The sequence below is a fragment of the Halopiger xanaduensis SH-6 genome (assembly GCF_000217715.1).
Classification (GTDB): domain Archaea; phylum Halobacteriota; class Halobacteria; order Halobacteriales; family Natrialbaceae; genus Halopiger; species Halopiger xanaduensis.
On sequence record NC_015666.1, the window covers coordinates 480,039 to 502,362 of the forward strand.

Annotated in this window: 21 protein-coding genes; 12 read left to right on the top strand and 9 right to left on the bottom strand. The window is 67.1% G+C overall.

From position 1 onward, the window contains the following. Positions 1 to 98: 98 nt before the first annotated feature. Positions 99 to 917, top strand: coding sequence for a prephenate dehydratase (pheA, locus tag HALXA_RS02320; protein WP_013878693.1), 819 nt, complete (start codon positions 99 to 101; stop codon positions 915 to 917). Between the two features lie 49 nt (positions 918 to 966). On the opposite strand, the gene HALXA_RS02325 is transcribed toward pheA, so the two are convergent. Further along, the gene (locus HALXA_RS02325; RefSeq protein ID WP_013878694.1) at positions 967 to 1,392 is read right to left on the bottom strand and encodes a CBS domain-containing protein; all 426 of its coding nucleotides are present in this window, start codon (positions 1,390 to 1,392) and stop codon (positions 967 to 969) included. Positions 1,393 to 1,509: 117 nt separating this feature from the next. On the opposite strand from HALXA_RS02325, the gene HALXA_RS02330 reads away from it, so the two are divergent. From HALXA_RS02330 to HALXA_RS02355, 6 genes are all read left to right on the top strand, one after another. Next, on the top strand, positions 1,510 to 1,965 hold the full coding sequence (locus tag HALXA_RS02330; RefSeq protein ID WP_013878695.1) for a peroxiredoxin: 456 nt from the start codon (positions 1,510 to 1,512) through the stop codon (positions 1,963 to 1,965). 109 nt (positions 1,966 to 2,074) lie between these two features. Further along, the gene (locus HALXA_RS02335) at positions 2,075 to 2,494 is read left to right on the top strand and encodes an Hsp20/alpha crystallin family protein (protein WP_013878696.1); all 420 of its coding nucleotides are present in this window, start codon (positions 2,075 to 2,077) and stop codon (positions 2,492 to 2,494) included. Between the two features lie 194 nt (positions 2,495 to 2,688). Beyond that, positions 2,689 to 3,486, top strand: a complete 798-nt coding sequence (locus tag HALXA_RS02340; RefSeq protein ID WP_013878697.1) for a hypothetical protein — start codon at positions 2,689 to 2,691, stop codon at positions 3,484 to 3,486. A gap of 183 nt (positions 3,487 to 3,669) precedes the next feature. Continuing rightward, positions 3,670 to 6,366, top strand: coding sequence for a leucine--tRNA ligase (gene leuS / locus HALXA_RS02345; RefSeq protein ID WP_013878698.1), 2,697 nt, complete (start codon positions 3,670 to 3,672; stop codon positions 6,364 to 6,366). Positions 6,367 to 6,507: 141 nt separating this feature from the next. Then, on the top strand, positions 6,508 to 7,695 hold the full coding sequence (locus HALXA_RS02350) for a sodium:calcium antiporter (RefSeq protein WP_013878699.1): 1,188 nt from the start codon (positions 6,508 to 6,510) through the stop codon (positions 7,693 to 7,695). Between the two features lie 77 nt (positions 7,696 to 7,772). After that, entirely contained in the window at positions 7,773 to 8,036 is a 264-nt protein-coding gene (locus tag HALXA_RS02355) for a glutathione S-transferase N-terminal domain-containing protein (protein ID WP_013878700.1), read from the top strand. A 36-nt stretch (positions 8,037 to 8,072) separates the two neighbouring features. On the opposite strand, the gene HALXA_RS02360 is transcribed toward HALXA_RS02355, so the two are convergent. Next, positions 8,073 to 10,259: a heterodisulfide reductase-related iron-sulfur binding cluster gene (locus HALXA_RS02360; RefSeq protein ID WP_013878701.1), complete on the bottom strand. Its 2,187-nt coding sequence runs from the start codon at positions 10,257 to 10,259 to the stop codon at positions 8,073 to 8,075. A gap of 179 nt (positions 10,260 to 10,438) precedes the next feature. On the opposite strand from HALXA_RS02360, the gene HALXA_RS02365 reads away from it, so the two are divergent. After that, a complete protein-coding gene (locus HALXA_RS02365; protein ID WP_013878702.1) occupies positions 10,439 to 11,029 on the top strand; it encodes a hypothetical protein in 591 nt (196 codons plus the stop codon). A gap of 98 nt (positions 11,030 to 11,127) precedes the next feature. Then, complete coding sequence (locus tag HALXA_RS02370; protein ID WP_013878703.1) at positions 11,128 to 11,880, top strand: CRISPR-associated protein Cas4; 753 nt, start codon at positions 11,128 to 11,130, stop codon at positions 11,878 to 11,880. Positions 11,881 to 11,919: 39 nt separating this feature from the next. Here HALXA_RS02370 and metX read toward each other — a convergent pair whose 3' ends face one another. The 3 genes from metX to HALXA_RS02385 all read right to left on the bottom strand — a co-directional run bounded on the left by metX (position 11,920) and on the right by HALXA_RS02385 (position 14,990). Then, entirely contained in the window at positions 11,920 to 13,131 is a 1,212-nt protein-coding gene (gene metX, locus HALXA_RS02375; RefSeq protein WP_013878704.1) for a homoserine O-acetyltransferase MetX, read from the bottom strand. Then, positions 13,128 to 14,465, bottom strand: a complete 1,338-nt coding sequence (locus HALXA_RS02380) for an O-acetylhomoserine aminocarboxypropyltransferase/cysteine synthase family protein (protein ID WP_013878705.1) — start codon at positions 14,463 to 14,465, stop codon at positions 13,128 to 13,130. Before HALXA_RS02380 ends, metX begins: the two co-directional genes overlap by 4 nt. 270 nt (positions 14,466 to 14,735) lie before the next feature. Then, complete coding sequence (locus HALXA_RS02385; RefSeq protein ID WP_013878706.1) at positions 14,736 to 14,990, bottom strand: hypothetical protein; 255 nt, start codon at positions 14,988 to 14,990, stop codon at positions 14,736 to 14,738. Between the two features lie 383 nt (positions 14,991 to 15,373). Between HALXA_RS02385 and hisB the strand changes: the two genes are divergently transcribed. Further along, positions 15,374 to 15,967 carry an imidazoleglycerol-phosphate dehydratase HisB gene (hisB, locus tag HALXA_RS02390; protein ID WP_013878707.1) on the top strand — a complete coding sequence of 198 codons (594 nt, stop codon included), beginning with the start codon at positions 15,374 to 15,376 and terminating at the stop codon, positions 15,965 to 15,967. 45 nt (positions 15,968 to 16,012) lie between these two features. Here the strand turns inward: hisB and HALXA_RS02395 are convergent, their stop codons facing one another. Continuing rightward, the gene (locus tag HALXA_RS02395) at positions 16,013 to 16,804 is read right to left on the bottom strand and encodes a hypothetical protein (RefSeq protein WP_013878708.1); all 792 of its coding nucleotides are present in this window, start codon (positions 16,802 to 16,804) and stop codon (positions 16,013 to 16,015) included. A 113-nt stretch (positions 16,805 to 16,917) separates the two neighbouring features. Here HALXA_RS02395 and HALXA_RS02400 point away from each other — a divergent pair, with 113 nt between their 5' ends. Continuing rightward, the gene (locus HALXA_RS02400; protein WP_013878709.1) at positions 16,918 to 17,421 is read left to right on the top strand and encodes an amino acid-binding protein; all 504 of its coding nucleotides are present in this window, start codon (positions 16,918 to 16,920) and stop codon (positions 17,419 to 17,421) included. A gap of 48 nt (positions 17,422 to 17,469) precedes the next feature. Here the strand turns inward: HALXA_RS02400 and HALXA_RS02405 are convergent, their stop codons facing one another. Further along, positions 17,470 to 17,847 carry a DUF7522 family protein gene (locus HALXA_RS02405; protein ID WP_013878710.1) on the bottom strand — a complete coding sequence of 126 codons (378 nt, stop codon included), beginning with the start codon at positions 17,845 to 17,847 and terminating at the stop codon, positions 17,470 to 17,472. 177 nt (positions 17,848 to 18,024) lie between these two features. Between HALXA_RS02405 and HALXA_RS02410 the strand changes: the two genes are divergently transcribed. After that, positions 18,025 to 18,633, top strand: a complete 609-nt coding sequence (locus HALXA_RS02410; protein ID WP_013878711.1) for an IMPACT family protein — start codon at positions 18,025 to 18,027, stop codon at positions 18,631 to 18,633. A gap of 39 nt (positions 18,634 to 18,672) precedes the next feature. On the opposite strand, the gene HALXA_RS02415 is transcribed toward HALXA_RS02410, so the two are convergent. Both HALXA_RS02415 and HALXA_RS02420 read right to left on the bottom strand, forming a co-directional pair. Next, a complete protein-coding gene (locus HALXA_RS02415) occupies positions 18,673 to 19,539 on the bottom strand; it encodes a hypothetical protein (protein WP_013878712.1) in 867 nt (288 codons plus the stop codon). A gap of 52 nt (positions 19,540 to 19,591) precedes the next feature. After that, positions 19,592 to 22,321: a TRAP transporter permease gene (locus HALXA_RS02420; RefSeq protein WP_013878713.1), complete on the bottom strand. Its 2,730-nt coding sequence runs from the start codon at positions 22,319 to 22,321 to the stop codon at positions 19,592 to 19,594. Between the last annotated feature and the right edge of the window lie 3 nt (positions 22,322 to 22,324).

Below are 22,324 nucleotides of genomic sequence, written 5' to 3' on the forward strand. Positions count from 1 at the left end.
GCGGTCGTCGACGATCGCGGTCGCGGCTCGAGCGGCACCGTGTGGCGGCGCGTTCGGTCCCGACGTTCTTTTCACCCCGTCCACACTACGGAACGGCAATGACCGCAGTGACGCTCGGACCGGAAGGGACCTACTCACATCGAGCGACGACCGCCGTCGCCGACGACGACGCGATCGATTTCCGCCAATCCGTCACGTCGATCGTCGACGCCGTCGCGGGCGGCGAGTACGAGCGCGGCGTCATCCCGATCGAGAACAGCATCGAGGGCAGCGTCACCGAGAGCTTGGACGCCCTCGCGGAGTACGACGTCGCCGTCGTCCGCGAGATCGTCACCCCGATTCGCCACGCCTTGCTCGCGCAGGGACCGGAGTTCGACACCGTCGCCAGCCACTCCCAGGCGCTGGCCCAGTGTCGCGCCTACCTCGAGCGCGAGTACCCCGACGCCACCCTCGAGGCCGTCGCGAGCACGGCCCAGGGCGTCGAGTTCGCCCGCGAGGACCCCTCCGTGGCGGGGATCGGCCACCCCGCGAACGCCGAGAACGGGACCAACCTCGAGGTGCTCGCGGAGGACATCCAGGATCGGGACTCGAACGCGACCCGCTTCTTCGCGATCGCGCCCGCCGACGAGCGCACCGAGGGCGGCGGCAAGACCTCGCTGGTCGTCTACCCGGACGTCGACTACCCCGGCCTGCTGCTGGAACTGCTCGAGCCCTTCGCCCAGCGGGACATCAACATGGCCCGCGTCGAGTCGCGCCCGAGCGGCCAGCGGCTGGGCGACTACGTCTTCCACATCGACATCGAGGCCGGTCTCTACGAGCGCCGGACGAAGGAGGCGCTCGAGGAGATCGAAGAACTCGCCGAAGGCGGCTGGGTGCGCCGGCTCGGCTCGTACGATACGGAACACGTCGTCGAATAATCGGCGAAGATCGGCGGTCCGCGGAGCCGATAGTCTTCGATCGCCGCGACTACGGACTGTACTCCGGCGACTGCGCTTCGATCGTGTCCGCGACGTTGTCGAGCTGCTCGCCGATCGTTGCGACCAGATCGTCGAGCGTGACGATCCCCGTTAGTTTGCCGTTCTCGTCCACGACGGGGAACCGCCGCGCGTTCTCCTCCTTGATCGCCTCCGAAATTTCGATCGGATCGGCGTCCGCCGGGATCGTCGTCAGACTGCCCGTCATCACGTCTTCGGCCGGCGTCGACGCGACGTCGTCGGTCTGGCCCACCTCGAGGGCGATGTCGCGGTCGGTGACGATGCCGACGGGTTCGTCGTTCTCGACGATAACGACGGAGCCGACGTTGTTTTCGGAGAGTCGCTGCGCGATCGTGCCGAGATCGGTATCGGGGCTGGCGGTGACGACGTCGTTCGGGCCGAGATCGGAGACTGCCATAACGGGAGTACCAACCGGAAGCAGCGGCATCAACGCCCGGCTTTCACCTGAACCCTCCAGTGAGTGGCGCGACTCCCGCACCGCAAACGGTTTTTCGACCCCGATCGGAGTTCGCGTATGCCCCTCGAGATCGGCGACGACGCCCCGAGCGTAGCCGCGCAGAATCAGGACGGCGACGACGTTCGCCTCGAGTTCGACGAGCCGACGGTACTGTACTTCTACCCGCGGGACGACACGCCGGGCTGTTCGATCGAGGCGAATCAGTTCCAGCGCGAGTACGAGACCTACCGGGACGCCGGCGTCGACGTCTACGGCGTCTCGACCGACGGCGTCGACTCCCACCGGTCGTTTTGCGAGGCGGAGGGCCTCGAGTTCGACCTGCTCGCGGATCCCGACGGCGCGGTTGCAGCGGCCTTCGACGTCGACGTGCGCGGCGGCGCGGCCGCGCGGACGACGTTCTTCCTAGCCGACGGCAAGGTGCAGGCGGTCTACGAGAGCGTCGATCCGGACGGGCACGCGCGGGAGGTGCTGCAGGACGCCCTCGAGGACGGGCGAGCGACGCTGCCGGAGTAGTCGACGCGACCGGCGGCTCGAGACCGCCGACAGCCGTCGGCTGACGGGCCGAGCGTTCTGTCCTTCGCTCCCGGGCAGATTTATCCCGCTCGAGGCCGTAGTACCGGGTATGCGACGAAACCCGTTCGACGACATCGAGGAGATGCTCGACCGCGTCAGTCGGCAGGTCGAGGAGGGAATGACCAGCGGCGGGCTTCAGGTGCCGGGGACCGTCCCCGTCGACGTCGCCGACACCGGCGACGAGTACGTCGTCACCGCCGACCTTCCGGGGTACGACACCGACGACATCGACCTGACCCTCTCGGAGGGGACGCTGCGCCTCGAGGCCAACCGCGAGGACGAACGGGAGTACGCGGAGGGCGAGTACCTGCGGCGGGAGCGAACCCGCAAGACGGCGAACCGCCGGATCCGCCTGCCGGAGCCGGTCGAGGAAGACGGCGTCTCGGCGGGCTACGAGGACGGCGTGCTGACCGTTCGGCTGCCGAAAATCGGCGGCGGGAACGAGTCGAAAGAGATCGACATCGAGTAACTCGCGGACGGCGCTCGAACCCGACCGTAGTGTGGCCGCTCGCTGACGGCCGGCGAATCGGCCGACCGAGAGTCGCCGACCGGGCCGCGATCCGGTGAGCGCGACGGGCGAGAGCGACTCTCACCGACCGATCGCATCGGTCCCCATCGAGAGTTTTCATACGATTATTATATCTCTGTTACAAGTCCGTATTTATGGTCAGGCTATTCGTCCTCGCCGTCGCAGCGGGTTTCATGCTGTTCGGTTGGATGGCCCTCTCGAGCGCTCGTGAGCTGCGCGATCGACAGGCGACGATCGACGAACTCGAATCGACGGACGAGGGTCGGCTCGAGCCGGGCGGCGAGGCGACGATCAGCGGCCCGGTCTCCGTCGTCGAACCGGCGTCGCCGGAACGAACCGGTCCCGAGTCGAACGGAACCGACTCGGCCGCCCTCTGGGCGTGGCGGCACCGCCGGAAGGACGGGAGCGGGAACGGCAGTCAGTGGCGGACCGTCGACGGCGAACTCGCGGTCGGCGAGTTCACCGTCGACCACGGCTGGGACCGCGTTCACGTCGACGCCGCGCCTCTTTCGGCCAAGGTGGACGATCCGTTCGACTCGTCGCAGTCGTTTCTCGACGAGCCGGAAACGGACGTCTATCTCGGCGAGCTCGATCCGATCAACAGGTTCCTCGAGCGCCACGGGTTCGCGGACGAGGGCGGTATCGTGAGCGATGTGGAGGTCACGTTCAGCGTCGGCAGGAAGACCACCATGCCCGACAAGTATCAGGCCACAGTCGTCCGTGACGGCGACGAGGTGATCGTCCACGGCGAACTGATCGAGACGGCAGACGGGTACGTCCTCCGGGGGACAGACGAGACGCCGCTGTCGATCGCGGCCGGTGATATCCAGAACCAAGAGGAGCAGTTGCGCTCGGAGGTCCGCATGCGAAAGGCAGTCAGCGGTGTGCTCTTCGGGCTCGGCGTGCTCGTCGCGATACTCGGCGTTCTCTAGGGCGAGACGGAGCGAGGCGAGGATAACACTCCTCGCCTTCCGAAGCCGGAAGGTCGGTGCATTGCCCCGATTCGATCCACCGGTCGAGCAGCGAAACCGTCCGTCTCGCGGACGGTCGTCGGGCGCGGGCTAGTGTATGGAAAGGTATAGGGCGGCGCCCCCGCCTATAGCTATAATAAGCAAATGAGCGACGCGGGATACGACCACGCGGCAGTCGAACGGCGCTGGCAGGAGGCGTGGGACGAGGCGGACGTCTACCGGACGCCCGACGACGTCGACGACCCGACGTACGTCCTCGGGATGTACCCGTACCCGTCCGGCAAGCTCCACATGGGCCACGTCCGCAACTACACGATCACGGACGCGTACGCCCGCTTCCGTCGGATGCAGGGCGACCACGTGCTCCACCCGATGGGCTGGGACGCCTTCGGCCTCCCCGCCGAGAACGCGGCCAAGGAGCGAGACACCAACCCCCGCGACTGGACGTTCGACTGCATCGACACGATGCGCGACCAGATGGAGTCGATGGGCTTCGGCTACGACTGGGATCGAGAGATCGCCACCTGCGTGCCCGAATACTACCGGTGGAACCAGTGGCTCTTCGAACGGTTCCACGAGGAGGGCCTCGTCGAACGCCGCGACGCCGAGGTCAACTGGTGTCCCCACTGCGAGACCGTGCTGGCCGACGAGCAGGTCGAGGGCGAAGCGGAACTCTGCTGGCGCTGCGACACGCCCGTCGAGACGCGCGAACTCGAGCAGTGGTTCCTGAAGATCACCGAGTACGCGGACGAGTTGTTAGAGGCGATCGACGACCTCGAGGGGTGGCCCAACTCGGTGCGCCAGATGCAGCGCAACTGGATCGGCCGCCAGTACGGGAGCGAGGTCGACTTCGAGGTCAGCGAGGCGCCACGCGCCTCGAGCGGACGCGGCGAGGGGAACGAGCCGCGGGAGTACGGCCCCGTCACGGCCTTCACGACCCGCATCGACACCATCCACGGGGCTACCTTCTTCGCGCTCGCGCCGGACCACCCGATCAGCGAGGAACTGGCCGAGGAGAACGAAGACGTCCGCCGGTTCATCGAGGAGGAGGCCGACCCCGACGGCGACGAGCCCAACGGCGTCGAGACCGGCCTGACCGCGACCAATCCCGTCACCGGCGACGAGATCCCGGTCTTCGTCGCGGACTTCGTCCTCTCGGACGTCGGGACCGGCGCGCTGATGGCCGTCCCCGGCCACGACGAGCGCGACCACGCGTTCGCCGAGAAACACGACCTCGATATCGTCCCGGTGATCGCGCCCGAACCCGAGGACGGCGAGGAGCCCCAAGCGCCCGACGTCGAGGACGCCGCCTACACCGAGGACGGCGTGCTGATCAACTCCGGCGACTACTCCGGACTCGATAGCGAAACCGCCCGCGAGCGCCTGACCGAGGACATCGACAGCGCCGAGGAGGCCAAACAGTACCAGCTGCGCGACTGGGGGATCTCCCGGCAGCGCTACTGGGGGACGCCGATCCCGGTCGTCCACTGTGACGACTGCGGTCCCGTCACGGTCCCCGAAGAGGACCTGCCGGTCGAACTGCCGGAGTTCATCAACACAACCGGGAACCCGCTGGACGCCGCCGAGGAGTGGAAGGAGACGACGTGTCCCGAGTGCGGCGCCGACGCCACGCGGGAGACCGACACGATGGACACCTTCGTCGACTCCTCGTGGTACTTCCTGCGGTACGTCTCCCCCGGCCTCGAGGACGCCCCCTTCGACCGCGAGCGGGCCAACGACTGGATGCCCGTCGACCAGTACGTCGGCGGCATCGAGCACGCCGTGATGCACCTGCTGTACTCGCGGTTCTTCACCAAAGTCCTCGCGGACCACGAAGGACTCGAGCACCGCGAGCCCTTCGAGAACCTGCTGGCCCAGGGGATGGTCCAGCTGGAAGGCGAGAAGATGTCCAAGTCGAAGGGTAACGTCGTCTCGCCCCAGCGGATCGTCGAGGAGTACGGCGCCGACACGGCGCGGCTGTTCATGATGCAGGCCGCCCAGCCGGAACGGGACTTCGACTGGAGCGAGGAGGGGGTCCGCTCGACGAACGCCTTCCTGGGTCGGTTGAAGGAGATGATCGAGGACTTCACAGCTGAGGAGCCCGACGGCGAGTACGACGCCGTCGCACGCTACGTCGAGAACGAGATCGAGGCGACGATCGCCATCGCGACCGACGAGTACGACGACCTGACGTTCAACAAGGCGCTGCGCGAGACCCAGGATCTGGTCCGGACCCTTCGGCAATACGCGGAGTACGCCGAACCCCACGCCGAGACCTACGAGCGCGGCCTCTCGGCCGTCGTCCGCCTGCTCTCGCCCGTCGCGCCGCACCTGACCGAGGAACTGTACGACCGGCTGGGCCACGACGAGTTCGTCGTCGACGCCGCGTGGCCGACCGCGACCGTCGACCGCGACCGCGTCGAGAAGCGCCGACGTCTGGTCGAGAACACCCGCGAGGACGTCCGCGACATCATCGAGGTCGCCGGCATCGAGGACCCGCAGGCGATCGACGTCGTCGTCGCGCCCGACTGGAAGTACGACGCCTTGGAAATCGCCATCGAGAGCGACGCCGACAACCTGATCGGCGAACTGATGCAGGAGAGCCACATCCGCGAGCAGGGCGACGCCGCCGCAGACTACGGCCAGGACCTGCAGGCCGAGCGCGAGGCGCTCTCGATGACTCTCGACCCCGAGGAGGAACACGAGGCCCTCGAGGCCGCCGCCTGGCTGCTCGAGCGCGAGTTCGACGCGCCGGTTCGCGTGCTTCGAGCCGACGAGGCCGACGAGAGCGTCCTGAAAAACGCCGAGCCGGGTCGACCGGCGATCGAGATCGAGAACTGATCGACCCGTCGCCGCACCGCCGCCGGGACCGGTTCGTCGCCGCCGGATAGCGGACGAACGCCCGTTCCGTGTATACTTTTCCAAGGGAATCCAGTACATGAGAGCGTAGTTTCATTTCGGCCGGCGTTGGGAGCCATTCGCATGGTTCGCACGAGCCTACTCGCCGTCGTCCTGGTCGTACTGGTGGCCGCCTCGGTGGCGGTCACGCCGGCGCTCGCTCAAGAAGGCGGTCAGGACGGCGAAGCGGAAGACGGCGAAGGCGGAATCGAGGGCGCGATCGAAGGGTTCGTCGAATCGCAGGGGACAATCGGTGCGATACTCGTCCTCATCGCGGGCGCGATCCTGATGACGGCCTGCGTCGAGAAGCTGATCGATTACCTCACGCGAGCGGCGTTGGGATTACAGGTGTCGCTGTTCGCGCTCGCGATCGTCTTTACGGGGTTCGAGTTCGACGATACGATCCTCGCGCTCGTGCTCTCCGGCGGCGGCCTCGAAGGGGCGGCGCTGGGAACGGCGCTCGGAACCGGGCTGGCGATCGTCGGCGTCACGCTCGCGCTCGCCGCGATCGTCAAGCCGTTCCCGGTGGACCTGCCGACGGATTACGTCGTCCTCTTCGCGCTGGCGCCGCTGCTTCTGGTGCCGTTCGTCCTCGCGGGGACGCTGACGTTCGTCCACGGCGTCTTGCTCCTCGCTGCGTTCGTCCTGATATTCGGCTACCTCATCGTGCGCGAGTATCGACGCGACACGCCGGTCTTCCGGAACACCGAGCTCGGCGAAGAACTCCAGGCCGACGGCGGGATCGCCCTCCCCGGATCGATCGAGGAGATTTCCGAGGATCGCCTCGTCGCGGGTCGGTCCGCCGCCGGCTGGCTCTGGCTCGGCTTCGCCGTGCTCGCGCTCGTCGGCGTCGTCTTCGCGTCGATGCTGCTCGAGGCCGGGTCGGAGGTCGCCGTCGACGGCTTCGGCGTCGAGGAGACCGTCTTCGGCGCGACCGTCCTGACGCTGATCCTCACCTTCGAAGATATCATGCTGACGATCGAACCGGTTCGGCGAGGCGTTCCCGAGATCGGCGTCGGCAACGTCATCGGCAGCGTCCTCTTCTCGGTGACGGGGAACGTCGGCGTGATCATGCTGCTGAGCGAACTCACGATCTCCGGGTCCGTCCTGACGTTTCACCTGCCGGCGGTGATCGTCGTGACGGCCCTCGCCGCGTACTTCCTCCACGAGGGACGGGTGAAGCGGTGGCACGGGTTCCTGCTCGGCGGTCTCTACGTCGCGTACTGGATCGTCGCGCTCGTCGTCTTCGGCGGCGTCCCCATCGGCGGCTGATCCGTTCCCGGCCGCGTAGCGGTCGGCTGCGAGTGCCGGACCATCGTTTACGGATCGCCGGCGCGTACCGCATCGGGATGCTCGAACTCTACCAGGCGGAGGGCTGTCCGCACAGCGAAACGGTTCGCGAAACGCTGACCGACCTCGGCGTCTCGTACGTGATCCACAACCCGCGCCGGCCCGGCCACGAGGGCGGCGACGTGCTCAACGAACAGGTGCTGGACGCGATGACGGCGATCGGCGGCGAAGACATGATTCCGTTCCTCGTCGACACCGACCGCGGGGAGACGCTCTACGAGAGTGAAGACATCGTGGAGTTCCTCGAGGAACACTACGCGTAACGGGGCGCGTGGGCCGAAGTCGGTTCCGGCCGAGCGTCAGTCCGCGGCGACCTCGAGTCGCGCCTCTCGTTCCTTCCCGATCGCCTCGACGATAAGTTCCGCGACGTCGACGATCTCGATCTGGTCCTCGAAGTCGCCGGTCTTGCGGCCGTCCTCGTACATCGTCATGCACATCGGACAGGCGACGACGAATTTCTCGACGGCCGCGCCGGCGGCGGTGTCCTCGAGCGCTTCCCGAAGTCGCTCCTCGCTCGGCTTGGGGTCCTCCTCGAAGTCCATCCAGAGGCCGCCACCGCCGCCGCCGCAGCAGAACGAGTCGGCGCGGTTGCGCGGCATCTCCGCAAGTTCGCAGCCGGTCGCCTCGATGAGTTCGCGCGGGGCCTCGTACTCGTCGTTGTACCGACCGAGGTGACAGGGGTCGTGGTAGGTGACGGTGTAGTCGAGTTCGTCGCCGTTCAGCTCGAGCTTTCCGTCGCGAACGAGTTCCTCCACGGCCTGCGTCCAGTGGAGCACGTCGATTTCGCCCTCTTCGTTCCATCGGTCGGTGTAGTCGAACGGCATCATGGGGTCGTCGGCGAACTCCGCGAAGTCGACCTCCGGATACTCGTTCTTGAAGGTGTTGTAGGAGTGGGGATCGGTGCAGACGATTTTGTCGAACTCGCAGTCCTCCCAGGTCTCGACGTGGTGGCCGGCGAGTTCGACGTAGAGGAACTCCTCACCGATCCGGCGGACGTCGTTGCCGTCGTACTTCTCGTCGTCGAAGAGGATGCCAAAGCTGACGTCGGCTTCCTCGAGGATGGTCGCCAGCGACCGGGCGACCCGCTTGTTGCGCTCGTCGTAGCTCGGGTAGTCGCCGACGTACCAGAGGTAGTCGACTTCCTCCTCGCGGGCGTCGGTAATGTCGAACTCGAGGTCGTCGGCCCAGTCGGCCCGGTTGCGGGGTGCGTCGCCGAACGTGTTGCCGTTCTGCATCACGTTCTGGAAGACGTCCTGCACGCTCGAGTCGACGTCCCCCTGGTCGGTCATCTGGCGCTGCAGACGGGTGAACGACTGGAGGTGCTCGATTTCGACCGGGCAGGCGTCCATACAGGCCATGCAGGCCATGCAGGATTCCATCGTCTCGGTGTCGATGACCGAGGTGCCGCCGTCGGCGATAATCGGCTGCGGTTCGGCGCCGGCCTCGCGCTCCTCCCGGTAGCGCTTGAGGTCGAGGATGACGTTGCGCGGATCGAGCGGGCGGTCGGACGCCTTGGCCGGGCAGACCGAGGAACAGCGGCCGCACTTAGTGCAGGCGTCCTGATCGAGCAGTTCCTTCCAGGTGAAATCGTCGAGGGACTCGGCGTTGGTCGCGTCCAGATCCGCGGGGACGTTCGGCAGTCGCTGGCCAGCCTTCTCGTCGCGCGTGATAACGTTCGCGAACGACGAGAGCATGTGGAACGGCTTGGCGTAGGGGATCCACGCGATGAAGAAGAACGCGAGCAGGGAGTGGGACCACCACGCGAGCCAGTGGAGGTTCTCGACGTTCAGGCCGGCCGCGTTGAGCCCGGCCTGTTCGGGGCCGAGCGTCGCCAATCCGGCGGCGTCGAAGGCGAGCGCCAGCCCGTAGGCGACGAAGCTCACGACCTCGTGGTCCGGAATCCCCGCGCTGTAGACGCGCAGCCCCTCGAGCAGGAAGCCGCCGACGCCGAGGCCGAAGAGCGTCCAGATGAAGAGATCGTCCTCGCTCGAGGTGTGTCGGCCCCAGAGGCGTTCGTTGCGGACCCAGTAGCGGCGGTAGATCGCCATTCCGAGACCGACGACGAACAGCAGGCCCATCGCGTCGACGACGAACTGGTAGGCCAGGTAGAAGTCGCCCTCCCAGAAGTGCCCCTGAAAGATCGGCTTGTAGACGTAACCGTCGACCGCCAGGATCGATGTTGCGATAAACAGCGTCAGGAAGCCCCAGAGGATGAAGGCGTGCATCAACCCGCCGTAGAGGTCCCGGTCGAACTGCTTCTCGTTCGAGAGGACGATCTTCGCCGCAGTCAGCGTGCGCGAGGGAAGCTCGTTCAAGCGTGCGAAGGGATCGTCGTCGCCGGCCGCGTACCGGGCGAACCGCCGATAGACGCCGTACAGGAAGACGGCGATCGTGATCGCCGTCAGGAGATAGAACACGGCGTACTCCGTGGCGCTGATACCCCAGTAGGTTTCCCGCGCGACGTCCGACTGGGCGATAACGTTCATAGTCAATTACCCGGAAGACTGCGCCTTAATTCTTGTCCCGATCCCAACCGTTCGACCCCGTCGCCGTCGTGCGAAAATTCGAAACTATTTTCGAGTTTCTTACGGTTCTACGCGGCCGATTTCTCGCCAACGCTATCTGGCAACAGGCTTAAATAGCCGCCCGTCGGGAGTGTCCACGCATGAACGAAAAAACGGAGGAGCTGCGGGATATCTTCACCGACGTCACCGACGGGGAGGAAACCGTCACGGAGTCCCAGGAGAACACGCGGGGTTCCCTCGAGCGGGACGAACAAACCGACGAGGAGCGCCTCGAGAACGTTATCACGCAGATGCGCGAGCGCTACGAGTTCGAGACCGACCTCACGAACGACGAACTCGGCGAAGTCGCGAAGGCGTTCTACGACGACGAGAGCGACGCGGCAATCGCCGACGAGGTCGGCGTCGACGCCGAGGAAATCTTCGAGGCTCGGATGTCGCTGCACCTCATCCGCGACGACGACGCCGACGAGGTCGACCTCACGGCGATCCGGGGCCGTGAGGAGGACGACGCGACGCTGGCCGAGGAGTACGACGTCAGCGAGGCCCAGATCCGCCGCTACCGCCGCGTCGCGGAAGCCGAGGACCAGTCGCGGACGGCCAACGACCGCTACCGCGACGAGTTCGACAGCATCCTCGCGGACGCCGAACTCTCCGAGCAGATGACGACCGACGTCCGCGAGGACGGCCTCGAGGACGCGACCGAGGGAATGGAGACGGACGTCGACTTCTAACGATTCGACGGGATCGGCCCCGCTCCGGCTCGATTCGACGGTGACGGGCGAGCGCCGTCGGCCGCGCGTTTTTGTACGAAGGGGCGGCCAGACGTCCCGTGTCCCGCTCTCGCGTCCCGTTTAGCGATCTTCGAACGGCCGCGTACTGTCCGCGAAAGTATTACTACCGGCGTACCGCTGACGACGGCGAGCGCCAGCCGCCGCCCGAGGTCGAGGCCGTGCGCGATCTCGCAACCCGGTACGACGAGTTGCTCGAGGCACCACCGACCGCCCTCGACGATGAACCGATCGCCGTCTCGGCCGCGCAGTACCGGGAGACGCTCGCGGCGGCGCGGGAGCGACTCAGTGCCGCTGAGACCGATCTCGAGCACGAGGGAGAGGACGACCTCGAGACCAGCGACGGTTCGGGCGGCGAACGGGACCACTGGCGACGCCTCTGCGAACCCGCCGATCGAGACGTCCTCGCCGCTGGTAGGGACTGTCGCGGGATCGTCCACAAGGTGCTCGAGGACCCGCTCGAGCCGGTGCTCGTCTCGGTCGGCAAACCACCAGAACGGGGCGTCTGGGACCCCCAGTCGGTCCATGCCGTCGCAGCCGCGAAGGCACTGGCGTGGGAACACGAGACGGCGGTCGACCGGGCCTGGCTCGAGTACCCGGCCTACGGCGTCGTCCGGTCGATCGCGTTGACGACGCGGCGCAAGGCTCGCTACCGGCGAGTGCTCCGGACGGTCCGCGAGATGGACGGGCCGCCGGCGCGCACGACCAACCGTTCGAAGTGCGAAGGCTGCGAGTTCGCCGACGAGTGCGGCGTTCGAACGCGAACGCTGCGGTCGCTGCTCGGGTTCGGATGAGCGCGGGCGCACGCCGGGAGTTCGGTTTCGGTCGACCGGCTACTTGGAGAAGAGACTCGTGTGAACCGGCGCGAATCCGTCGGAGTCGGCTGATTCGGGTTCCGCCTCGGTGTCGGTGATCGTGCGGCCCGCGAGCCCGTTCTCGAGCAGTTCGGACAGCGGCGGGCCGACCTTCTCGGGTTCGACGAGGAAGGCGTCGTGGCCGTGGTCGGACTCGATGACGTGGTGTGCGACGTCGACGTCGGCCTCGCGAGCCGCGTCCGCGAGGGTTTCGGACTGCTCGACGGTGAAGTGCCAGTCGCCGGTAAACGAGAGCAAGAGCAGTTCGCCCTCGAAGGCGGCCAGCGCGTCGGCGTCGGACTCGTAGCCCGCCGAGAGGTCGAAATCGTCCATCGCGCGGGTCATGTAGAGGTAGCTGTTGGCGTCGAACCGGTCGACGAACTTCTCGGCCTGGTAGTCGAGGTAGGATTCGACCTCCCGATAGGGGAAGAAGCCGGCCGCGGGGTCCGGCGGCTCCTCGCGGACCGTCTCGCGGCCCGCCGATCGGCGGCCGAACTTGCGGGCCATCGAGGTCTTCGAGAGGTACATGATGTGCCCGAGCTGGCGCGCGCGGGCGAGGCCGTCCTCGGGTTCGGGACCGCCGTAGTAGTGGCCGCCGTTCCAGTTGGGATCGCTGGTGATCGCCCGGCGAGCGACGGTATCGAGCGCGAGACACTGCGGGTCGAGGCGGGCGGCCGAGGCGACGACGCCTGCCCGCTCGAGGTCGTCGGGGTAGCGGCGCAGCCAGTCTAAGACGTTCATGCCGCCGACGCTGCCGCCAATGACGGCATGGACTCGGCCGACGCCGAGCTCGTCGAGCAGCTGTCGCTGCGCGCGCGTCCAGTCGCCGACGGTCACCGGTGGAAAGTCGGTGCCGTAGGGCTCGCCAGTTTCGGGGTTCTCGCTGGCCGGCCCCGTCGTTCCGTAGCAGGAGCCGGGCGCGTTCGCACAGACCACGAAGTACTCGGTCGTGTCGATCGCCTTCCCGGGGCCGACGACGTCGCCCCACCAGGCGCGGGCCTGCCCCGCGGTCTCGCCGCCCGAATCCGGACGTCGGGCGACGTGCGCGCTACCGGTCAGGGCGTGACAGATCAGCACCGCGTTGTCGCCGGTGAACTCGCCGTAGGTCTCGTAGGCGACCTCGAGGGAGGGGATCGACTCGCCGGAGAGGAACTGGAACTCCCCGAGGTCGATCGTGTTCTTGGTCGTCACGGTGTGTCACCCGCCGTCCCCTGTGTGGCCGCCTCGATCGCCTGCTCGAGGTCGGTCAGGATGTCCTTCGGGTCCTCGATTCCGACGGACATCCGAATCAGATCTTCCGTCACGCCCGCCTCTTCGCGTTCCTCGGGCGTAAGCTGACCGTGAGTCGTGCTCGCGGGGTGGATGACGAGCGTCTTCGCGTCGCCGATGTTCGCGAGGAACTGCGCGACCTCGACGTTCTCGCAGAACGCTTTTCCGGCCTCATAGCCCCCTTCGAGGCCGAACGCGACCATCCCGCCGAAGTCGTCTAGATAGCGGGTAGCGTTGTCGTGAGTCGGGTGGCTCTCGAGGCCCGGATAGGTGACCCAGGCGACGTCCTCGTGGTCCTGCAGGTAGTCCGCGACGACGGCGGCGTTTTCGCAGTGGCGCTCGACGCGCAGGGGCATGGACTCGAGTCCCTGGAGGGTCTGCCAGGCGTCGAACGGCGACTGCTGGTTGCCGAGGCTGCGCAGCGCGCGGAAGCGGACGGTCTCGGCGAACGGCGCCTCGGGGAAGTCCCGCGAGAAGTCGACGTCGTGGTAGGCGTGGTTCGGCCCGGCGACCTCGTCGTAGCCGTGCTCGCCCCAGTCGAAGGAGCCGCCGTCGACGAGGACGCCGCCGACGGTCGTCCCGGAGCCGTGGAGCCACTTCGTCGTCGACTCCCAGACGACGTCCGCGCCGTGCTCGAGGGGGCGACAGAGCGCCGGCGTCGCGAAGGTGTTGTCGACCACGAGCGGGACGCCGTTGTCGTGGGCAATCTCGGCGACGCGCTCGAAGTCGGGCGTCACGAGCGACGGATTGCCGATCGTCTCGACGTGGACGAAGGCCGTGTCCTCGTCGATCGCGTCCTCGTACTCGTCGTACTCGAGCGTCGGCACGAACCGCGCCTCGATGTCCCGTCGGCTCGCGGTCTTGGAGAAATAGGCCGTCGTCCCGCCGTAGGTGTCGGTCGAACAGACGACGTTGTCGCCGGCCTCGGCGAGCACGAGCGTCGCCGAGTCGAGGGCGGCCATTCCGCTGGCCGTCGCGACCGCACCCGTTCCGCCCTCGAGGGCGGCCAGGCGCTCCTCTAAGGTGTTGACCGTCGGGTTGCTGATCCGCGAGTAGATGTAGCCGTCGTCCTCTAAGGCGTAGCGGGCGGCCGCGGTGTCGGCGTCGTCGAAGACGTAGGAGGTCGTCTGATAGATCGGCGGTGCCATCGCCCCCGTCTCGGGATCGGGGTGCTGTCCGGCGTGGACGCTTCGCGTTCCGAGCCCGCGCTCGGAACAGTCCGACTCGTCGGTCCCGTCGCTCGCGTCGTCGCTCATGTTTAGTATGCATACTACTCCACGCACATATGCGCCGCAGTAACGGCAAAATCCGCTGACCGTGCGTTCGAATCACACGGCACGGGGGGCATCCCGGTCGATGGCCGCAAACAGCCAGGACGGACGGTTGATGGCGACGAAATCGAGGGATGGAGGGCCGTAGAGGGCTATGGAGGGGTGGAGGACCGTGGAAGGCTATGGAGGGGCGGAGGGGCGGAGGGCCGGACGGCGGACGAAATCGGCGAGCGTCACCGCACGCGACCGCGTCGACTACTGGTTGTAGCCGTGGCCGGCGTACAGCGCGACGGCGTTGACCGCGAGCAGCGTGAGGAACGTGAGGGTGACGCCCGGATCGCCCAGTCCCTGCGCGAGCAGCGGGAGGTGGATGAAGGGGAGGGCGATCGCGACCCAGAACGAGAGGAACTGGGCGGGGCCTTTGAGCGAGTGGAGGACTCGTCGGTGTCGGTCCGCCTCAGGGCTGGACGGACCGATCGATTCGTTCGAGAGCGGGGAGTGGTTTGACATCGTCGTCGGTTCACCTCTGCGTACGACAGACATTCACTGCGGACATCATATAAGGGGCCGAACATTGGCGTCGTTTCGGTTCGTTTCACCGCGGTAGCCGACAGTGAATCACCATTCGAAACGCTTTGAGATCGCGTCTAAAATTTTAAAACACTCTCTCAACCTGTATTTTCGATTCCGAGTGAGTGTCCGCTCGAGGGGAACGACGAGGCGTCGAAACGGACCGCGGCCGCAACCGATCAGAATGAGCACACACGACTGCGGGAGACAATGGACAGTGGTAACCTATCGGTAACAGCGACCGATCGGCTCCGTACTGCTGAGCCCGATCGACAGCACCGCCGAGCGCAATCCCCTTGTACCGTCGCTCCGATCTGACCGACATGAGCGAGCGAACGGCGACCGTGACCCGCGAAACGGCCGAGACGGCCATCGAGTGTACGATCGCGATCGACGGGGACGGAACGGCGGCGGTCGACACCGGCATCGGCTTCTTCGATCACATGCTCGAGTCGGTCGCCAAACACGGCCTGTTCGACCTCGAGGTCGACTGCGACGGCGACCTCGAGATCGACGACCACCACACGGTCGAGGACGTCGCGATCGCGCTCGGGCAGGCCGTAGACGAGGCGCTGGGCGACCGCTCGGGGATCGTCCGCTACGCCGATCGCCGCGTCCCGCTGGACGAGGCCGTCGCCGGCGCCGTCGTCGACGTCAGCGGCCGGCCGCGGTTCTACTTCGACGGCGAGTTCTCGCAGGACTCGATCGGCGGCTTTACCAGCGACATGGCGCGACACTTCGCCGAGTCGCTGGCGATGAACGCCGGCCTGACGCTGCACCTTGAGGTGACGGGCGAGAACGCCCACCACGAGGTCGAGGCGCTGTTCAAGGCGCTGGCGCGGACGCTCGACGACGCGACGCGGCTCGACGAGCGCCGCGAGGGGACGCCGAGCACGAAGGGGACGCTAAACGAGTAACGGCGGTTCGATACAGCGGTTCGACGATATCGGAATAGCGGCCGGTTAAGCCCTGTGTAACTCCCCGTCGCGTTCGACGAACTCGTCGTTCTCGATCGCGTGATCGATGATCGCGTCGACGGCCGCGGGTTCGAGGTCGTAGGCGCCGGCTGCCAATTCGGCTGCGTCGGCTCTGGCGACGGGGAACTCGCGGTTGCGAAGGAGCCGAATTACTTTGCCGTAGGCTCGCGGCGGGCGACTCTCGCTCGCGTCGGTCGCGCCGCCGGTCTCACTCGCGTCGCTCGAGTCGGGGTCGACTTCCGATTCGGACGGACGCGCTGTTGTCTCGGTTGATTCGGTGGTATCGGCGGATTCGTCTCCGGATTCGATAGCTGCATCCGGGTCCGACTGACCCGCGCTCGAGTCGGCGATGTCCGCTTCGTCGGTCTCGAACGTAATCCCTGGCTCCGACTTCGGCTCCGAGTCGGACGTCGGCGCGTCGGCGGGGGTGCCGTCGGCGGTCGCGCTCGAGTCGCCGTCGGAGACCGTCGCGTTCGGACTGGTCGTTCGCCGGCGTTTTTGCGTGGTTTCGTCGGCGGCCGCGACGACGGTTCCCGAGTTCGAATCCGCGTTCGCATCGGAATCCGAGCCCGCGTCGGCACCGCTGCCGGCGTCCGTCGACGCCGCGCCGACGCGAGCGAGCAACGGCTCGAGCAGGGTCTCGAGTTGCACCTCGCAGTCCCCGCAGAGGACGACGCGGCGCTGTTCGGCCTCGGTCGGCTCGAGTTCGGGCGGGACGACCTCGAACGCGCCGACCGCCTCGGCGTCACAGAAGTCACAGTTCCGGAGTGCGCGCATGGGCACCGATAGAGGCCGGGCGGGTAAAAACGTCCGTCAGACGAGGTACAGCGGCGGCGGCCAACCACCGACCATTATACGCTCGCCCCCGTACACCCGGGAAGAATCGACGAATGTTCGACGAAATCATGGAGAAGTTCGAGGGGTCGCCGAGCCAGCAGGCGGTGATCCGGCTGCTCCTCGAGCGGGGCTTCTCGGTCAACGACGACGGGCGGGTCGTCTCCGGCGGCATCGAGATTCCGAACACGGGGATCGCACGGGAGATCGACGTCGATCGGCGGGTCGTCGACTCGACGACGGACGTCATCCTCGAGGATCCCGAACTGCGGCGGATCTTCCAGAACATCTCGCAGGTGCCGAGCCTGATGGACCTCGCGCCGGTGCTCGATCTGACGGTGCTGACGATCACGCCCGACAACGCCGAGCAGGAGGGTATCGTCGCGGGCATCACCGGCACGCTGGCCGACAACGGCATCTCGATCCGCCAGACCATCAGCGAGGATCCGGAGTTCACCGACGAACCGAAGCTCTACCTGGTCACCGACCAGGAGCTGCCGGGTGACGTGATCACCGAGATTCGGGACCTCGAGTACGTGCGCAAGATCGAACTGCAGTAGGGGCTCGGCGGTGGTGGTGGCGGCGGTGTAATTCGGTCGGCCCGGGACTCAGGCGTCGTCGAGCACCTGTTTGAGCGCGCTCGTGAGTTCCTCGAACCGCTCCATCGACATGTCGTCGGTCGTCACCCAGACGCCGTGCTCGCCGCGGATGACCCGCGAGAGGTAGCCGTTCTCGAACATCCGGATCGTCGCCTCGTAGTCGCCCAGTTGCGTGTTGCGGTAGGCCGACTGCGAGCGAAAGCCCATCCGCTCGTGTTCGGCGAAGCCGACGAGGTCGGCGGTCTGCTCCAAGTCCGACCGGAGGTAGAGCTGATCGACCGCGTCCTCGCTGAAGTACGTGACGCTGCGGAGTTCGTCGCCGACCGTCGTTCGACAGACGGACATGATCTCGTCGGCCAGTTCGGGATCGATGTCGATGTCCTCCATGCGATCCGATATCACGGCGATGACGATAAAAGGTGAGTCTAAACCGGCTCGAGGACGGTGGTCGGAGTCGACGAGCGAGGGGCGCCGGTTACTGCAAGGACGGGACCGACGGTCTCTTTTCGAGGGCGTGCGTAGGACCGCTATGGTCGAGACGCGGGTCAGCGGCGGTGAGCGACCGTGAGCCGAACGTTCGAGACGATCGCCGAGCCCGCGACCGCGGAGTTCGTCGTGCAGGGTTCGGAGTTCATCGGCCACGCTCGACCCGTCGACTCCGTCGACGCCGCGGAGGCCTTCGTCGAGGAGGTTCGCGCCGAGTACGACGATGCCACCCACAACGTCCCCGCCTACCGGGTGCGGGCCGACGCCGACGGCGAACTCCTGCGGGGGTACTCGAGCGACGACGGCGAGCCGTCCGGCTCGGCGGGGAAGCCGGCGCTGAACGTCCTCGCCCAGCGCGACCTCGAGAACTGCGCGGTCGTCGTCACTCGCTACTTCGGCGGCACCGAACTCGGCGTCGGCGGCCTCGTGCGAGCCTACTCGCGGGCGGTGAAGGACGCGGTCGACGCGGCCGGCGTCGTCGAGGAGCGCCCGCACGAGCGGGTGTCGATCGCCGTCGAGTACGACGATTCGGGCACCGTCCGGGGCATCCTCGAGAGCGAGGGGTACGAGTTCGACGCCGACTACGCGGCCGACGTCACCTTCGACGCGCGCGTGCCCCTCGAGGAGGCCGACGCGCTGCGGGATCGGCTTCGAAGCGCGACCAGCGGACGAGTCGACCTCGAGTAACGGGACGAGTGTCGATTCCGAAACCGTCGATGGAACGAACTACGGCCGCCGGACAGCGACCGAGAGACGCTGCTCGATCGTCGCGAGGACCTCTTCGGGAGTCTCGAGATCATCGCTGTCGAACCGACTGTCGAACAGGCCGCGATCGAGCACGAGTTCGCCCTCGCGCAGGCGGACGCGATCGACGTCGTCCCACGGGACGAACGCGGCGGTGTACGGACGCCGCTTGACGAGACCGTTCTCGTAGATCCTGATTTCCGGGCTCGTGCCCGTCCTGCCGGGACGAAATCGACCTTCGGCGAAGCCGCTGGCGAGCCAGAAGAGGCCGAGGCCGGCCCAGAGGAGCGCGCGGAACCAGTCCCCAGCGAACGCGTTCGTCGCAGTTATCACCGGCCACATGACGAGTAGCAACCGGTCGAGCGTCGGCGACCGCGGCGGCTGCCAGCGGTAGGTCGCTATCGGTTCGCCGGGGGTCGTCGCGGCGACAGAACGGGTTCGCGCCAGCCTCGAGCAGACGTACCCGGCCAACCCGACCGCGATGGCCGACGCAAGGGCGGTCAGTCCGAGCGCGTCGTCGGCTCGACCCAGTATCGCGGCGAGGGTGACGACGCCGAACGGAATTGCCGCGGACTGCACCGCCGCTCGACGGCGTCGCGTCCGGCCGAGCCGGATCGGAAGGTCGGGAACGCGACTCGAGACGGCCGAGCCCGCGACGGCGCCGACAGCAAGCGCGACGGACGGGACACCGACGAGTGCGGTCGTCGACGCGTTCAGCGCAACGGCCGCCGTCAGCGCCGTGCCCGCGAGGAGCGCGGCCGCGTAGCCGGCGACGGCGCGGCGAAACGATTCGTCCGACGACGGCGGCTCGGTTTCGGGATCCGAATCGGAGGGTAAGCGGCCGGCCATACGCGACCGTTCGACGACTCGAGCGAAAAGTGTGATGGAGTTGTCTGCTCTGTCAGGCGTCGCTCGCCGTCGGCGCGGAGAGATCCGACTCGCTCTCGTCGGCCACGCGACGGTTCTTAGCGGAGAGCCCGACGAGTATCGCCAGCCCGACGGCGCGAAGCGACACCGTGAGGGGGAAGATCGTCAGCGCCGCCGGTACGCCGAACAGTTCGATCGCGCCCTCGAGGATGAGCAGCGGGATCTCCGGCACCATCAGCAGGATCGACGCCACCGAGTAGCCGGCTCGCTCGAGTCGGGAGACGGCCGCGTACTGGTAGCCGATGATCGTCACGCCGAGGGCGTAGACCCCGAGGAACATGCCCAGCACCGGGATCACGACCTCCGGCACGAAAAAGCCGAGATCGGCGACGTCGGACAGCGACATAACGCTTTGCGTCCAGCCGTCCTCGTCGCGCTGGAGCAGGAGGATCCCCGGGGAGAAGACGAACGCGAACGGCACCAGGATCTTGTTCAGCGAGAGCAAGAACGCGGTGGACGCCGTTTTGAGTTCGTCGGCTTTAGCGACCCCTGCACCGGCGAACGCGGCGACGGCGACCGGCGGCGTGACGTCCGCCATCAGGCCGAAGTAGAGCACGAACAGGTGCGCCGCCAGCGCGACGATGCCGGCCTCGACCAGCGGCGTCTCGAGCATCGCGATCAGGATGATGTACATCGCGGTCGTCGGCATCCCCATCCCGAAGATGATCGAGGCGACGCCGGTCAGCGAGAGCAGGAGGAGCATCGAACCGCCGCTGACGGCGTCGATGAGCGCCGCGAGGTTCGGCCCGAGCCCGGAGACGCTGATGACCCCCGGCACGACGCCCGCGGCGGCCACGGCGACGACGACCGTCGTCGCGGTCCGCGCGCCCGAGTCCATCGACTTCAGGAGGAAGGTGACGAACCTGTAGGCCGTGTTCGAGCCGGCCCCCGACAGGCCGAGCGCCGTCGCGGTCCGCTCGGCGGCGTCGTCGACGTCGTCCTCGAACTCGAGCAGCGGCGTGTCCGAGTGCGGACGGGCGAGCAGGAACGCGAGGCTGACGAGGACCGCGATCGCGCCCAGGTCGCCGAACGCGGCGGTCGCGGCGGCGCCGACGGAAAGGGGCTCGGCGCCGGCGTCGGTCCCCGCCCGTATCGCGTCCACGAGGCCGGTGCCGGCGACCGCGTACGCCGCGGTCTGTGCGAGGTAAATGGCCCCGATCGTCCCGAGCAGCGGCACGCGGTTCCGTTCGTTGTACGCCGCGACGACCGCGATCAGGGCGACGATGGCGACGATCGTGTACCAGCCGGCGCGGCCGATCGAGAGGCGCGCGACGACGAGGTAGTACAGCAGCAGCGCGATCGGAACCAGGTAGAACCAGCCCTCGCGGAACCGCGAGCCCACGGCGGGCAGTTCGTCGCGCGGCAGGCCGCCGATACCGCCGCGAACGGCTTCGAAGTGGACCATGATCCACATGCCGAAGAAGAAGGCGATCGCGGGCAGCGTGGCGGCGATGATGACGTCCGCATACGGAACGCCGAGGTACTCGACGATCAGGAACGCGGCGGCCCCCATCACCGGCGGGAGCATCTGGCCGCCCGACGACGCCGAGGACTCGACCGCCCCGGAGAACTCGGGGGAGTACCCCGAGCGCTTCATCAGCGGGATCGTAAAGGCCCCCGTCGTCACCGTGTTCGCGATCGACGACCCCGAGAGCATCCCCATGAAGCCGCTCGAGACGACGCTGGCCTTGGCGGGCCCGCCCTGTCTGGTCCCGGTCAGCGCGTACGCCAGATCGATGAACCACTTCCCGGCGCCGCTCATCTCGAGGAACGCCCCGAACAGGATGAAGATGTAGATGAAGCGGACGCTGACGGTGACCGGCGTGCTCATCACGCCCGCCTCGACCGTGTACCAGAGGTTGTAGACGATGTTGCCCCACGTCTCGTTCTGAATCGCCAGCGAACCGATAATCGAATCCCGGGGGACGAAGTGACCCCACCGGGCGTAGACGATGAAGAAGGCGACCAGCCCCATGAGCAGCGGCCCGAGCGTCCGGCGGGTCGCCTCGAGGACGAGCAACAGTCCGAGCACGCCGAGCAGGAACGCGTAGGAGGCGCTGTCGAGCGGAATCCCGACGGCGCCGAGTCCGGTCGCGATCGCCTCGACGATCGGGCTCACGAGCGGGTTGGTGTACACCTCCTGGATCGGACTCGAGGCCTGAATGCCGAAGACGGGAATCTGCCGGATCTCGTCGAACTTGGTCACGATGTAGTGTGCCGGCAGCAGCGAGAGGAAGATCAGGACGACGTCGACGGGCGTCACGCGTCGCATCGCCGGATCGACGAACGCCCAGCGGACGCCGTCGCCGAGCCGTTCGACGAGCCGCGTCAGGGTGCTGTCCGGACCGAATCGACTTCGAGCGGCGGGCTCGAGTCGGCTAAGTCGCCGTGAAAGAGGACCCCGTCCCCGCGTCGGCGGAAAGAGCAGAAACGCGAGCACCAGCGCGAAGGTCACGTGGATCGCGTTGACCTGGAGCTGCTGCAGTTGTTGCCCGTAGCCGACCTCGCCGAGGTACGGGAGCGTCGCCGCGAACGTGCGGCCGCGGGCTGCGAGCCACAGCTGGAATGCCGAGAACGCGATCGCGATGAGGGCGACGAGCCCGCCGACCAGTCCGCCGAGCGTTCGGCGGCGCTGGACTTCCTGTAAGATCTCTTCCTGTTCCTCCTCCGAGAGTGCGTCCGTGTTAGACGTGTCTACGCTCATGAG

Bases quoted from the DNA above. Each gene is read 5' to 3' on its own strand.
- pheA (WP_013878693.1), top strand. From the start codon at position 99: ATGACCGCAGTGACGCTCGGACCGGAAGGGACCTACTCACATCGAGCG.
- HALXA_RS02340 (WP_013878697.1), top strand. From the start codon at position 2,689: ATGGTCAGGCTATTCGTCCTCGCCGTCGCAGCGGGTTTCATGCTGTTC.
- HALXA_RS02395 (WP_013878708.1), bottom strand. From the start codon at position 16,804: ATGCGCGCACTCCGGAACTGTGACTTCTGTGACGCCGAGGCGGTCGGC.
- HALXA_RS02400 (WP_013878709.1), top strand. From the start codon at position 16,918: ATGTTCGACGAAATCATGGAGAAGTTCGAGGGGTCGCCGAGCCAGCAG.
- HALXA_RS02405 (WP_013878710.1), bottom strand. From the start codon at position 17,847: ATGGAGGACATCGACATCGATCCCGAACTGGCCGACGAGATCATGTCC.
- HALXA_RS02365 (WP_013878702.1), top strand. From the start codon at position 10,439: ATGAACGAAAAAACGGAGGAGCTGCGGGATATCTTCACCGACGTCACC.
- HALXA_RS02350 (WP_013878699.1), top strand. From the start codon at position 6,508: ATGGTTCGCACGAGCCTACTCGCCGTCGTCCTGGTCGTACTGGTGGCC.
- HALXA_RS02325 (WP_013878694.1), bottom strand. From the start codon at position 1,392: ATGGCAGTCTCCGATCTCGGCCCGAACGACGTCGTCACCGCCAGCCCC.
- HALXA_RS02355 (WP_013878700.1), top strand. From the start codon at position 7,773: ATGCTCGAACTCTACCAGGCGGAGGGCTGTCCGCACAGCGAAACGGTT.
- hisB (WP_013878707.1), top strand. From the start codon at position 15,374: ATGAGCGAGCGAACGGCGACCGTGACCCGCGAAACGGCCGAGACGGCC.
- HALXA_RS02380 (WP_013878705.1), bottom strand. From the start codon at position 14,465: ATGAGCGACGACGCGAGCGACGGGACCGACGAGTCGGACTGTTCCGAG.
- HALXA_RS02385 (WP_013878706.1), bottom strand. From the start codon at position 14,990: ATGTCAAACCACTCCCCGCTCTCGAACGAATCGATCGGTCCGTCCAGC.
- HALXA_RS02420 (WP_013878713.1), bottom strand. From the start codon at position 22,321: ATGAGCGTAGACACGTCTAACACGGACGCACTCTCGGAGGAGGAACAG.
- HALXA_RS02335 (WP_013878696.1), top strand. From the start codon at position 2,075: ATGCGACGAAACCCGTTCGACGACATCGAGGAGATGCTCGACCGCGTC.
- HALXA_RS02415 (WP_013878712.1), bottom strand. From the start codon at position 19,539: ATGGCCGGCCGCTTACCCTCCGATTCGGATCCCGAAACCGAGCCGCCG.
- leuS (WP_013878698.1), top strand. From the start codon at position 3,670: ATGAGCGACGCGGGATACGACCACGCGGCAGTCGAACGGCGCTGGCAG.
- HALXA_RS02360 (WP_013878701.1), bottom strand. From the start codon at position 10,259: ATGAACGTTATCGCCCAGTCGGACGTCGCGCGGGAAACCTACTGGGGT.
- HALXA_RS02330 (WP_013878695.1), top strand. From the start codon at position 1,510: ATGCCCCTCGAGATCGGCGACGACGCCCCGAGCGTAGCCGCGCAGAAT.